Source organism: Arthrobacter sp. FW306-1B-F12A (assembly GCF_058781865.1).
In genome coordinates this window covers 35,321-47,510 of the sequence record NZ_JBYSXD010000011.1, presented here as the reverse complement: position 1 = coordinate 47,510, position 12,190 = coordinate 35,321, and the positions used below count along the sequence as shown (strand labels likewise).

Sequence of the window (12,190 nt, the reverse complement as noted above, 5' to 3'; positions counted from 1 at the left end):
CCCGCAACAAGACCGGTCAGGAATGGAGAAGCGCCGCTCCCGGGCCGCGCCTAGAATGGCGGTCATGGACAACACCGTCCACGCCAGGTTCGTCCCCTAATGACTTCAGGAGTGATCATGAGCGACTCTTCCAACGAGGGAATCAAGACCGTGCTGCATCCCGTTTCCGACCTCGCCGCCGCGAAGGCGGTGTACACCGCTTTGCTCGGGACGCCGCCGCAGGCCGACGGACCGTATTACGTCGGCTTCGACGTCGCGGGCCAGCACATCGGGCTCGTCCCTGGAAGCGGACCGCAAGCCATGACCTCGCCCGTCGCCTACTGGCACGTTTCGGACATCGAGGCAAAGCTGGCAGAGGTGACTGCCGCCGGCGCTACGCTGAAGGAAGCAGCCCGCGACGTCGGGGGCGGCCGTTTGGTGGCCACCGTCACCGACCCGGACGGCAATGTCCTCGGGCTACTTCAGGATCCTCACTAGCCAAGCAATAGCCGACGAAGACCGAAGACGACCCCGCGTAAAAGATGGAGACACGATGAGCACGGCCACGAGCACGGACACCCAGTCGCCTGAGCTTCATACTGCCGACACCCACGATCTGATTCGCGTACAGGGCGCACGGGAAAACAACCTCAAGGACATCAGCATCGAGCTGCCGAAGCGTCGGTTGACGGTGTTCACGGGCGTCTCCGGTTCGGGCAAGAGCTCCCTCGTGTTCGCCACGATCGCCGCGGAGTCGCAGCGCATGATCAACGAGACGTACAGCACCTTCGTGCAAGGGTTCATGCCGACCATGGCGCGGCCGGATGTGGACCTGCTCGAGGGGCTCACGACGGCGATCATCGTCGACCAGGAGCGGATGGGCGCGAACCCCCGCTCCACCGTGGGTACCGCCACGGATGCGAACACCATGCTGCGCATGCTCTTCAGCCGGCTCGGCCAGCCGCACATCGGATCGCCCCAGGCGTTCTCGTTCAACGTCGCTTCGATCTCGGGCGCGGGCGCGGTCACTGTCGAGCGCGGCGGTACCACCACGAAGGAGCGGCGGAGTTTCAGCATCACCGGCGGCATGTGCCCGCGTTGCGAAGGACGGGGCTCGGTCACCGACTTCGACCTCACCGCACTGTACGACGCCGGCAAGTCACTTAGCGGGGGCGCGCTCACCATCCCGGGCTACAGCATGGATGGCTGGTTCGGGCGCATCTTCAGCGGCTCCGGTTTTTTCGACATGGACAAGCCGATCAGCAAGTACACCAAGAAGGAACTCCACGACCTGCTCCACAAGGAGCCCACCAAGATCAAGGTCGAGGGAATCAACCTGACCTACGAGGGCCTGATTCCCAAGATCCAGAAGTCCATGCTCTCCAAGGATCCGGAGGGAATGCAGCCACACATCCGCGCCTTCGTGGAGCGGGCCATCACCTTCACGATCTGTCCCGATTGCAACGGAACCCGGCTCACCGAGGCGGCCCGTTCGTCCAAGATCAAGGGAATCAGCATTGCGGACGCCTGCTCGATGCAGATCAGCGACCTTGCCGAATGGGTGCGCGGCCTCGACGAACCCTCCGTGGCACCACTCCTCAAGGGACTGCGGCACCTCCTCGACTCCTTCGCGGAGATCGGGCTCGGCTATCTCTCGCTCGACCGGCCGGCCGGAACGCTGTCCGGCGGTGAGGCACAGCGCACCAAGATGATCCGGCACCTGGGCTCCTCGCTCACCGATGTCACCTACGTCTTCGACGAGCCCACCATCGGCTTGCACCCGCACGACATCCAGCGCATGAACAAGCTGCTGCTGCAACTGCGGGACAAGGGCAACACCGTACTCGTCGTGGAGCACAAACCGGAGGCGATCGCGATCGCCGACCACGTCGTCGACCTCGGTCCCGGCGCGGGCACCGCCGGTGGCGAAGTGGTCTTTGAAGGCACCCTCGAAGGGCTGCGTTCCAGCGGCACCCTGACCGGGCGCCACCTCGAGGACCGCTCAACCCTCAAGAAGACGGTGCGGGCATCCGCCGGCGCACTGGAGATCCGTGGCGCGAGCGAGAACAACCTGCGCGACGTCGACATCGACATTCCGCTCGGGGTCCTGGTTGTCGTCACGGGCGTCGCCGGATCCGGCAAGAGCTCGCTGATCCACGGCTCGTTGTCCAAGCGGGACGGCGTCGTTTCGATTGACCAGGGGGCGATCAAGGGTTCGCGGCGGAGCAACCCCGCGACGTACACCGGTCTGCTCGAGCCCATCCGGAAAGCGTTCGCGAAGGCCAATGGCGTGAAGCCTGCGCTGTTCAGTGCCAACTCCGAGGGCGCATGCCCCACCTGCAACGGCGCGGGCGTCATCTACACGGATCTCGGGTTCATGGACACGGTCTCCACTCCGTGCGAGGAATGCGAAGGCAAGAGGTTCCAGGCGTCGGTGCTCGAATTCCGCCTCGGCGGCCGCAACATCGCCGAGGTGTTGGCGATGTCAGTGAAAGAGGCCGAGGAGTTCTTCTCCGCGGGCGAATCCAGGATCCCCGCAGCGCACGCAATCCTGCAGCGGCTGGCCGACGTCGGACTCGGATACCTCAGCCTCGGCCAGCCGCTCACCACCCTTTCCGGCGGCGAGCGGCAGCGGATCAAGCTGGCCACCCACATGGGCGAAAAGGGCGGCGTGCTGGTTCTCGACGAGCCCACCTCGGGTCTGCACCTGGCCGACGTCGAACAGCTGCTCGGCTTGCTGGACCGGCTTGTCGACTCCGGGAAGTCGGTCATCGTCATCGAGCACCACCAGGCGGTCATGGCGCATGCCGACTGGATTATCGACCTTGGCCCCGGCGCTGGTCACGACGGCGGACAGATCGTTTTCGAGGGCACCCCCGCCGACCTCATCGCAGGGCGTTCCACCCTCACCGGCGAGCATTTGGCGGCCTACATCGGCCGGTGAGCTCGCGGGAGGGCACTCCCTAGCTTTTGGCGGCGCCCGGTGAATGGAGGAAGAGGCTGGCGAACGCGGTAAGGAGGAGCAGCGACGCCGCGATGATGAAGCTGGCCTGCATCCCGTGGACGAAGTTGCTGCGATCGGCGATGAGGGCGCCGAAGACTGCGATGGCGACGGCGCCGCCCACTTGGCGGAAAGTATTGAAGACTGCGCTGGCCGTGCCCGCCTTTTCGCTCGGCACGCTCGCGAGCACGACGGCGGTGACCTGCGGCATCGCGATCGATCCGCCGGAACCCGTGAAAATCAGGAAGGCACCGACGAGTAGCGGCGATCCCAACGGCGCGGTGAGAAGCATCGCGGTGAGTCCCACCACCATGGACGTCAATCCGACAACCACCGGCACCCGCGTCCCGAACCGGTTCGAGAGGGTTCCGCTGATGATGTTGCCGACGATGCTGAACGCCGCGGACGGAAGGAACGTGAAACCGGCCTGAAGTGGCGTCAGCCCGAGGTGCTGCTGGAGGAAAAGGCTGACGACAAACACCGTGCCGAAGTGGCCCACCATGAACGCGAAGCCCACCGAGAGCGAGATTCTCATGCCGGTGGAGCGAAACAGTTCAAGCGGCATCATCGGGTGCCGGCCGCGCGCCTGAATCAAGAGGAAGGCCGTGAGGCTTACTGCTGCCAGTACCAGGCTCCCGATGACGGGCACCGTGCCGAAGCCTTCGGTTCCTCCCGTGATGAGGCCGTACATCAAAGCGGTCAGGGCAACGATCGCCGCGGCCTGCCCTGCCCAGTCGAACGGAGTCGGCCGTCGGGGCGACGTGGCAACGGAAGCCAGGAGCACCAGCATCGCGATGCACACGGGAAGGTTGATGCCGAACACGAGCCGCCAGTCCAGCGTGGTGAGGAGGCCCCCGACAAGCGGTCCCACGGCTCCTGCAACTGCCCCGCCGACTGCCCAGATCCCCAGCGCATGTGCGCGACGGCGGGGATCGGGAAAGGCCTGCCGAATCAGCGCCATCGACGCCGGCAGCATGATCGATGCCGCACCTCCTTGGAGGAAGCGGGCGGCAATGAGGATCTCCGACGTCGGCGCGAGTGCGCACGCGACCGACGCCACCAGGAACAGTGCGATGCCCCATCCCAGCGCTCTTTTCGCGCCGATCCGGTCCGACAGGTTACCCGCGAACAGCAGTAGCGAAGCGAACATCAGCGTGTAGCCGTCGATGACCCATTGCAGGCTGGCTGTTCCGCCCCCGAGTTCCTTGCCGATGCTGGTGAGCGCGACGTTGACGATCAGGATGTCGAGGGTGATCAGGAAAAATCCCAGCGACGCAATCATGAGCGTGAGCCGTGCGCGGGGCGCATCGGCCATGGACGAGGGAGGAACCGGAGCCGGCAACGTGGTTTCGTGACGAGTCATGATTTAAGGAAACAGCGTGTTGAGAACATCAGGGAGTCTCTGTCTTGAGGGGTACTGGAAGTGACCCCCAAAGGAGGTGCCGCCACCCGGCGATGCGCTAACCGGCAAGTCCAAGGAACACCAGCAAAGCTCTTTCAATCTCTACGAGCTGTGCGGATGTCAAACGGCCGACGCGGCTTTGCACGTTGGAACGCCGGACCGTCGTCAACTTGTCGATCATCACGTGGCTTTCCTGCCGCAAGCCGGACAGCTCTGAGGCTGAGACACTGACCCGAAGGAGGGGTGCATCAATGAGGTTTGTTGTCAGAGGAAGAACCGTGACGGAATCGGTGACGTCGAATCGGTCATCCTGGATCACAAGCGCTGGCCGCGGCTTGGAGGCGTAGACACCGCCAGCCACGGTCCAGAGTTCGCCACGGTTCACTCTTCGTCCCAAGGCGCTGACACAGCCTCGATGAACTCCTGGTCATCGGACTGGCGATCAGCAGCTGCTGCGGCAGCGGCTTGCCGGTGTGCTTCGGCGTCGAAACCGTCGGCCCGAACGTCCGGTACCCACACCTGGATTGGGCGGAAGCCGTGTTCGCGCATCCGCTTACGGTACTCGCTGACCCGATCTCGAACTGCCATGGAATCCATGTTACATGTAACACCGCTGTGGCGACAGGTTCAGAGATGCCCTCACTCGATGTGCCGCCGTCGAGCGCTAAGCCACCAGCTCCGCGGCAGCGCTGTCCATGTGCTCAAGGATGGTTTTGCGGGCCAGGGATACGTCGCCGGTCTCGATGGCGGCCACAATGTCGTGGTGACGCTCGACGCTCATGTTCTTGACGCCCTTTTCAAGGCCGGCGAACATGATGGACATCCGGATGGATCCCTCCAGCGATTCCCAGGAATGGAGCAGGGTCTCGTTGCCGGTGAGGCGGCACATGGTGCGGTGGAATTCCAGATCGGACTCGATCCGTTCCTCGAGGCTTCCCTTGGCGGCGGCCGCCATGGCATCGATGGCGGTACGCAGCGAAGTGATCACCTGTTGGCGGTCCGGCAGCTCACAGAGCGTGCGCGCCGCAAGGGACTCGAGGGCCGCCCGCACGGAGTAGATATCGCGGATTTCCTTGGCATCGAGGTGCCGGACGGAAAGCCGGCCGCGGGGTCCTGCAGACAGCAGACCCTCCTGCTCGAGTTGACGCAGGGCTTCCCGGAGCGTTCCGCGGCTGATCTGGAGCATGTCCGACAGCTCGGTCTCCACCAAGTGCCGGCCGGGCGCCAGCTCGCCGCTCGTGATGGCGGTGCGCAGGGCAGAGAGCGCCTGCTCGCGGAGGCTCTTCTTTTCCAGTCCCAGGAGGGGTGCTGTTGCTCCGGCCATCATGTCCGTCCTCAATGTCAGTGGTCGACTGTTTACAGTCGGTGTGTTAACTGTTGATCTTACGTCAGGAGCGCGGAACCGGCCCACGCCTGCTCCGCGCTCCTGCGTCCTTTGAAGAACCGGGTCAGCCCAGTTCCGCGAGGACCTTTGCCACGATCCGTTGCACGGACAATCCGTAGCGCTCGTGCAGGGTGGGCAGCGCGCCAGCGTCGAGGAACTCGTCGGGAAGTGCAACGGGAACCACGCGCTTGCCCAGCCCGGCGGTGACCACGGCCGAGGCCACGGTTTCGAACAAGCCGCCCACCACGCTGTGGTTCTCCAGCGTGACCGCCAGGCGATCGGTGTTCAGTTCCGCCAGGACGGTGGCGGCGTCGAACGGCTTGATGGTGGGCGCGTGCACGACGGCGACATCCACCTTGTGTGCGGCGAGCGCCTCCGCTGCCTGCAGCGCACGCATGGTCATGAGCCCGCTCGAGACGAACACGACGTCGTTTCCGCCGCGCAGCACCTTCGCCTTGCCGAGTTCGAACGTGTAGTCGTACTCGTCCAGCACGGTGGGGACGTTGCCGCGGAGGAGGCGCAGGTACGTAGGCCCGTCGCTGGCTGCCAGCTGCGGCACGGCCTGTTCGATGTCCACGGAATCGCACGGATCGACGATGGTCAGATTCGGCATGCCACGGAAGATCGCCATGTCCTCGGTGGCCTGGTGGCTGGGGCCGTAGCCCGTGGTCAGGCCCGGGAGCCCGCCCACGATGTTCACGTTCAGGTTCGGCTCGGCGATGTCGAGGCACAGGAAATCGTAGGCCCGGCGCGCGGCGAACACAGAATAGGTTGAGGCAAACGGAATCAAACCTGTCTCCGCCAAGCCTGCCGCCGCACCGAAGAGCAACTGCTCGGCCATGCCCATCTGGAAAAACCGCTCCGGGAACGCCTTCGCAAAGATATGCATGTCCGTGTATTTGCCGAGGTCGGCGGTGAGTCCGACGATTCGCGGGTCGGCCTCGGCGGCCTTCACCAACGCGTGGCCGAAAGGCGCCGACGAAGTCTTCTGGCCCGGGTCGGCGAAGGACGCGATCATGGCCGACGTTTTCAGCTTGGATGCTGCGCCTTTCAAAGCTGCGCCTTTCGAAGCGGTGACGGTGCTCATCGGCCGGCCTTCCCGTTGGATCCTGCGGTCAATTGCTTGCGGCAGAGCTGCCATTCGTGTTCTTCGATGCGCATGAAGTGCGCCTTTTCGCGTTCTTCGAGCAGCGGCACGCCGCGGCCCACCTTCGTGTCACACAGGATGACGGAAGGACGCCCGACGGCGGCGGCCTGGCCGGCCGCGTTGTCGAACGCAGCCAGCAACGCACCGACGTCGTTCCCGTCCACCCGCTGCGTGTACCAACCGAAGGCTTCCCACTTCTCCGTCACGGGTTCGGTCCGGAGGACGGTGTCCGTCTTGCCATCCGCCTGCAGGGCGTTGATGTCCACCATGGCGGTCAGGTTGCCCAACTGGTGGTGGTGCGCGCCCATGGCGGCTTCCCACGTGGACCCTTCGTCAAGCTCACCGTCGGAGAGGAAGTTGTACACCCTCGCGCTGGAGCCCTCTCCCGATGGAGCGCGGTGCCGGAGGCCAAGGGCAATTCCGACAGCGATGGAGAGCCCGTGGCCAAGCGACCCTCCCGAGATTTCCATGCCCGGCGTGTATGTCGACATCCCGGACATGGGGAGGCGGGAATCGTCCGAGCCGTAGCTTTCGAGCTCCTCGACAGGAATGATTCCGGCCTCCGCCAGGGCTGCATAGTGGCCGATTGCGTAATGGCCGGTGGAAAGGAGGAAACGGTCCCGGCCCTCCCACTCGGGATCATTGGCCCGGTAGCGGAGCTGGTCCGCGTAGACCGCGGCGAGCATGTCCGCCGCACCGAGTGCCTGTCCGACGTAGCCCTGCCCCTGGACTTCGCCCATGTTGAGGGCGTGGTGCCGGATCCGGGTTGCGGCAGCGCGCACGCGTTCGATGCGTTCCATCGCGGTTTCTCCGATTCGTCCTGCCGTGTTTTGTTCCTGCGCCACCGTCATTAGACATTCACCGACTGGGGAGTGCTTTTGGTGGCCTCATCGGCCAACTGGCGTTCCTTCTTGCCCCAGGTTTCGCGGGTAGCCAATGCAGCCCAGAGGCCGATCGCGGCGTACAGGCCGAAGAGCACGGCCGGGCCCATCCAGCCCATGGCGACGAAGAGCAGGGTGGTGATGAAGGGGGTGAAGCCGGAGATGGTGGCCGAGATCTGGTAGGCCAGTGAAGCGCCGGAGGCACGGGTCTTCGCCTGGAAAAGCTCGGGGAACCAGGCGCCCTGGGCACCGGCGAGCGAGTTCTGGCAGACACCGTAGGAGACGGCGATCGTGGCAATGATGAAGATGAACAAACCGGTGTTGACCAGCAGGAACATCGGGATGGCAAACAGCACGGCGAAGGCGCAGGACCAGATGTAGACGGGGCGCCGTCCGATCCTGTCCGTGAGCCGCGCCCAGGCCTGGGTTGCGAAGATGCCGATGGCCGAAGCGATGCAGAGAGCCACCAGCGTCTGGGTCTTATCGGCCAAATGCTGACTGTTCAGGTAGGAAATCATGTACGTGATGGAGACGGCGTAGCCTGCGGTCTCGGCGATCCGGAGGCCGATGCCCTTGACGATGTTGCGCCAGTCGGTCTTCAGGACCTCCACGATGGGCGACTTCACGATTGCGCCGCTGTCCTTGACCTCGTCGAAGACGGGAGATTCCGGGACCTTGGAGCGGATGATCAAGCCAACGACAACCAAGACGATGCTGGCGAGGAACGGGATGCGCCAGGCGAGTTCGCCGCCGAGCTGGACGCTGACAAGGAAGACCAGGTTGGCCAGCAGCAGGCCCACCGGGAATCCGGCCTGGACGATGCCGGTGTACTTTCCCTTCTTCTTCCAGGGCGCGTGCTCATAACTCATCAGAATGGCTCCGCCCCATTCGGCTCCGAAGGCCAGGCCTTGGACGATGCGGACGAACACCAGCAGTGCCGGAGCCAACAGGCCCACTTGGGTGTAGGTGGGAAGCAGGCCGATCAGGAAGGTGGCCACGCCCATCAGGATGAGGGAAGCGACGAGGACCGGCTTGCGACCCAGCTTGTCGCCCAGGTGGCCGCCGATGATGCCGCCGATGGGACGGGCCGCGAAGCCGACGCCGAGGGTCGCGAAAGCGGCGAGGGTGCCTGTCACGGGATCGCCCGTGGGGAAGAACGCCGTTCCGAAGTATAGGGCAGCCGCGGTGCCGAATCCGATGAAGTCATAGGTTTCGATAACCGCGCCCACTCCGGAGCCGATGGCGACGCGCCTGGCGTCCTTGGTGCCGTGGACCGGACCGCGCATGGTCAGAGCTTCTTTGCTCATTGGTGAATCCCTTTCGAAGAGCGACTGAGGCTAGGCGCTTCAGCACTGTCGACTGTTAACACATGATACGCCAGTGTGACCTGCATCATCCATTTCTGTCAACAGTCAACTTCAAGGGTTGACTGTTAACAGTTAACTTAGCTACTGTGGTTCCCATCACTACTGCCTTCGGGCACGACTGGAGGAAACAAAGATGTTCAACTCCCGACTCGGTTGCTCGTCCATCAGCTTCCGGCACCAGGATCTGCCCGCCGCCCTGCGCACCATCGGCGGTTTGGGCTTTGAGGAAATCGACCTCGGCGCGCTGCCGGGCGTCTGCGATCACGTTCCCTATGAGCTTGATTCCGACGCCGTCTCGGCCGTGACCGCGGAGGTCGTCGCCTCAGGGTTGCGGGTCCGTTCGGTCAACGGCGATATAGGAGACCTCAACGCAGTACTCGACGCCGGCCAGCGCGCCGCCCGCGAAAGTCACCTCGACGCACTCCTCACCCTTACGGCCAACACCGGGGCGAAGGCCTTGGTCCTCCCGTGCGGAGCGTTGTCCCACGATCCCGTCCGCGGCCTCGACGAGGACCTGGACACCATCGCAGCCCAACTCGTCGGTGCCGGACAGCGCGCGGCGGAGTTCGGCGTCGAACTCTGGACAGAATCGCTGCACTTCCTCCGGTTCTGCTGGAACCTGGACCGCGCAGAACAGCTCGCCACGCGGCTGGCGGGCTCCGGCGTCGGGATTGTCATGGACTTCAGCCACATTGTCGCCGCGGGCGAAGATCCGCTGGAGTACATCGAACGCCATCGGGGCCGGATAGCCCATGTCCACTTGCGGGACGCCGTTCCGGGCAACATCAACCTGAGCATCGGAAACGGCCAGGCGGACTTCGCCGCCGGACTCAGCTCGCTCGCAGCCACCGGTTACAGCGGCCATTTCTCGCTCGAGCTCGAAACCCGCGACGTCACCCACGACGAGCGTCCGGCAGCGGCCGCCAAAGCCGCCAGCTTCATCACAGACCTCATCTGACTTTCACACCAACAAATTCAAGGAGCATCATGACCACCACCATCCAGCGCACCGCAGTCCTCACCGGGGCAACCTCGGACCGGGGAATCGGCATCACCACCGCACGCCGCTACGCCAATGACGGCTGGGCCGTCGTGATCCTGGACCTCGACGGCGAGAAGTCCGCCAAGGTCGCGGCGGAAATCGGCAACCAGTTCAACGTCCCCGCGTTCGGCTACGAGATCGACGTCGCCAACGAGGCTTCCGTCACCGCGGCGTATAACGCAGTCGCCGCCGAGATCAGCGCAGGCAACCTCCCCGCCGTCGGCGCCCTCGCGAACATCGCGGGCATCACCTCGCCAGTGCCGTTCCTCGAAACCACGCTGGAACTGTGGCACAAGATCATGGACGTCAACGCCACCGGCACCTACCTGGTGACCAAGGCCTTCCTGCCGGACATGATCGCCAACGGCTGGGGCCGCATCGTGAACATGTCCTCCGTCTCCGCCCAGCGCGGGGGCGGCGTCTTCGGCAAGGTCCCGTACTCCGCCGCAAAAGCCGCCATCCTCGGCTTCACCAAGGCCTTGGCACGCGAAATCGGCGCCACCGGCGTGACCGTGAACGCCATTACTCCGGGCGCCGTGGACACGAACATCCGCGTCGGCAGCACCGACGAGCAGGAAGCCGCCATCAACGCCGGGATTCCCCTGGGCCGCAACGCCACCACCGAGGAAATCGCGGCCGTCATCACGTTCCTCTCTTCCGAGGAATCCGCCTACCTCACAGGCACCACCATCGACATCAACGGTGGAAGCCACATCCACTAGCAGTCCCCACATCCGTAGCCGAAAGAGCCCACGATGACCAAAATCTTCAATGATCCCGCCGATTTCGCAGACGAAGCCCTCGCCGGCTTCTGCGACCTCCACTCCGGCCTGGTGCGCCAGGTTCCCGGCGGCGCAGTGCGCCGCCGTCGTCCCGAGCAGCCCAAGGTGGCCGTCCTGGCCGGCGGCGGGTCCGGGCACTACCCGGCATTCGCCGGACTCATCGGCGCGGGACTGGCCGACGGCGCCGTCGTGGGCAACATCTTCACCTCGCCTTCCGCCCAACAGGCCTATTCCGTGGCCAAGGCTGCGGATTCCGGGGCCGGCGTGGTGTTCACGTACGGCAACTATGCCGGGGACGTCCTGAACTTCGGCATGGCCAGCGAGCGCTTGGCTGCAGAAGGCATTGCCGTGGAAAACGTGCTGGTGACGGACGACATCGCGAGCGCACCGCCGTCGGAATCCGCGAAACGCCGCGGCATCGCGGGCGACTTCACGGTCTTCAAGATCATGGGCGCCGCCGCCGAAGCGGGAGCCGGACTGGCCGACGTCGTGCGCTTGGGCCGCAAAGCCAATGACCTGACCCGCACCATCGGCAGCGCCTTCCATGGCTGCACCTTCCCCGGCGCCGAAGCGCCCCTGTTCACGCTGAACGACAAGCAGATGGGACTCGGCCTGGGCATCCACGGCGAGCCCGGATTGTTCGACACCGAGCTCCCGCCGGCCAAGGAACTCGGCCAGGAACTCGTCGCTCGGCTGCTGGCGGAAACCCCGCACGGAGCGGGCAACCGCCTCGCCGTCATCCTCAACGGACTTGGCTCCACCAAGCACGAAGAACTCTTCGTCCTGTGGCTGACCGTGGCCCCGTTGCTGCGCTCAGCCGGCTACACCTTGGTCATGCCGGAGGTCGGCGAACTGGTCACGAGCCTGGACATGTCCGGCGTCTCCCTCACCATCACGTGGCTCGACGAAGAACTCGAACCGCTGTGGACAGCACCCGCTGAAACACCGGCTTACCGGCGCGGCAACGCCACCCTTGCTGGCGGTTTGCTTTCGGAGGAGGCGTACGACGGCGGCGCTGAGGCTATCGCTTTCGCGGCCACCCTGGACTCGCGCAACTACGCCGCGAGCTGCGCGGACGCGCTCGAGGCGGCGCGGAAAGCACTGCACGACGCCGAATCGCGCCTCGGCGACATGGACGCGGTAGCGGGCGACGGCGACCACGGCCGCGGAATGGTACGCGGAATTGACGCCGCAACCGCGGCAGC

Annotated in this window: 12 protein-coding genes; 5 read left to right on the top strand and 7 right to left on the bottom strand. The window is 64.8% G+C overall.

Going from position 1 to position 12,190, the window contains the following annotated elements; translation table 11 throughout:
- Positions 1 to 117 precede the first annotated feature (117 nt).
- Positions 118 to 477, top strand: coding sequence for a VOC family protein (locus AC3WJU_RS07930; protein ID WP_492259589.1), 360 nt, complete (start codon positions 118 to 120; stop codon positions 475 to 477).
- Between the two features lie 55 nt (positions 478 to 532).
- Entirely contained in the window at positions 533 to 2,923 is a 2,391-nt protein-coding gene (locus tag AC3WJU_RS07925; protein ID WP_284989917.1) for an excinuclease ABC subunit UvrA, read from the top strand.
- Between the two features lie 19 nt (positions 2,924 to 2,942).
- Here the strand turns inward: AC3WJU_RS07925 and AC3WJU_RS07920 are convergent, their stop codons facing one another.
- The 7 genes from AC3WJU_RS07920 to AC3WJU_RS07890 all read right to left on the bottom strand — a co-directional run bounded on the left by AC3WJU_RS07920 (position 2,943) and on the right by AC3WJU_RS07890 (position 9,101).
- A complete protein-coding gene (locus tag AC3WJU_RS07920; RefSeq protein ID WP_492259588.1) occupies positions 2,943 to 4,343 on the bottom strand; it encodes an MFS transporter in 1,401 nt (466 codons plus the stop codon).
- A 97-nt stretch (positions 4,344 to 4,440) separates the two neighbouring features.
- A complete protein-coding gene (locus AC3WJU_RS07915; protein WP_284989914.1) occupies positions 4,441 to 4,767 on the bottom strand; it encodes a type II toxin-antitoxin system PemK/MazF family toxin in 327 nt (108 codons plus the stop codon).
- Positions 4,764 to 4,970: an antitoxin MazE family protein gene (locus tag AC3WJU_RS07910; RefSeq protein WP_059389418.1), complete on the bottom strand. Its 207-nt coding sequence runs from the start codon at positions 4,968 to 4,970 to the stop codon at positions 4,764 to 4,766. Before AC3WJU_RS07910 ends, AC3WJU_RS07915 begins: the two co-directional genes overlap by 4 nt.
- Positions 4,971 to 5,046: 76 nt before the next feature.
- Entirely contained in the window at positions 5,047 to 5,706 is a 660-nt protein-coding gene (locus tag AC3WJU_RS07905; RefSeq protein ID WP_284989965.1) for a GntR family transcriptional regulator, read from the bottom strand.
- Positions 5,707 to 5,830: 124 nt separating this feature from the next.
- Complete coding sequence (locus AC3WJU_RS07900; protein ID WP_284989912.1) at positions 5,831 to 6,853, bottom strand: transketolase family protein; 1,023 nt, start codon at positions 6,851 to 6,853, stop codon at positions 5,831 to 5,833.
- On the bottom strand, positions 6,850 to 7,713 hold the full coding sequence (locus AC3WJU_RS07895; RefSeq protein ID WP_253257432.1) for a transketolase: 864 nt from the start codon (positions 7,711 to 7,713) through the stop codon (positions 6,850 to 6,852). The genes AC3WJU_RS07900 and AC3WJU_RS07895 overlap by 4 nt, the downstream gene beginning before the upstream one ends.
- Positions 7,714 to 7,763: 50 nt before the next feature.
- Positions 7,764 to 9,101, bottom strand: a complete 1,338-nt coding sequence (locus AC3WJU_RS07890; protein ID WP_059389415.1) for an MFS transporter — start codon at positions 9,099 to 9,101, stop codon at positions 7,764 to 7,766.
- 193 nt (positions 9,102 to 9,294) lie between these two features.
- Between AC3WJU_RS07890 and AC3WJU_RS07885 the strand changes: the two genes are divergently transcribed.
- The 3 genes from AC3WJU_RS07885 to AC3WJU_RS07875 form a co-directional block, all read left to right on the top strand.
- Positions 9,295 to 10,119 carry a sugar phosphate isomerase/epimerase family protein gene (locus AC3WJU_RS07885; RefSeq protein ID WP_492259587.1) on the top strand — a complete coding sequence of 275 codons (825 nt, stop codon included), beginning with the start codon at positions 9,295 to 9,297 and terminating at the stop codon, positions 10,117 to 10,119.
- A gap of 29 nt (positions 10,120 to 10,148) precedes the next feature.
- Positions 10,149 to 10,925: an SDR family NAD(P)-dependent oxidoreductase gene (locus AC3WJU_RS07880; protein ID WP_284989908.1), complete on the top strand. Its 777-nt coding sequence runs from the start codon at positions 10,149 to 10,151 to the stop codon at positions 10,923 to 10,925.
- Positions 10,926 to 10,958: 33 nt separating this feature from the next.
- A partial coding sequence (locus AC3WJU_RS07875; RefSeq protein ID WP_492259586.1) for a dihydroxyacetone kinase family protein occupies positions 10,959 to 12,190 on the top strand: 1,232 nt, incomplete at its 3' end.

Excerpts from the sequence above, each read along its gene's own strand:
- AC3WJU_RS07930 (WP_492259589.1), top strand. The coding sequence starts at position 118 with ATGAGCGACTCTTCCAACGAGGGAATCAAGACCGTGCTGCATCCCGTT.
- AC3WJU_RS07925 (WP_284989917.1), top strand. The coding sequence starts at position 533 with ATGAGCACGGCCACGAGCACGGACACCCAGTCGCCTGAGCTTCATACT.
- AC3WJU_RS07920 (WP_492259588.1), bottom strand. The coding sequence starts at position 4,343 with ATGACTCGTCACGAAACCACGTTGCCGGCTCCGGTTCCTCCCTCGTCC.
- AC3WJU_RS07910 (WP_059389418.1), bottom strand. The coding sequence starts at position 4,970 with ATGGCAGTTCGAGATCGGGTCAGCGAGTACCGTAAGCGGATGCGCGAA.
- AC3WJU_RS07905 (WP_284989965.1), bottom strand. The coding sequence starts at position 5,706 with ATGGCCGGAGCAACAGCACCCCTCCTGGGACTGGAAAAGAAGAGCCTC.
- AC3WJU_RS07900 (WP_284989912.1), bottom strand. The coding sequence starts at position 6,853 with ATGAGCACCGTCACCGCTTCGAAAGGCGCAGCTTTGAAAGGCGCAGCA.
- AC3WJU_RS07895 (WP_253257432.1), bottom strand. The coding sequence starts at position 7,713 with ATGGAACGCATCGAACGCGTGCGCGCTGCCGCAACCCGGATCCGGCAC.
- AC3WJU_RS07890 (WP_059389415.1), bottom strand. The coding sequence starts at position 9,101 with ATGAGCAAAGAAGCTCTGACCATGCGCGGTCCGGTCCACGGCACCAAG.
- AC3WJU_RS07885 (WP_492259587.1), top strand. The coding sequence starts at position 9,295 with ATGTTCAACTCCCGACTCGGTTGCTCGTCCATCAGCTTCCGGCACCAG.
- AC3WJU_RS07880 (WP_284989908.1), top strand. The coding sequence starts at position 10,149 with ATGACCACCACCATCCAGCGCACCGCAGTCCTCACCGGGGCAACCTCG.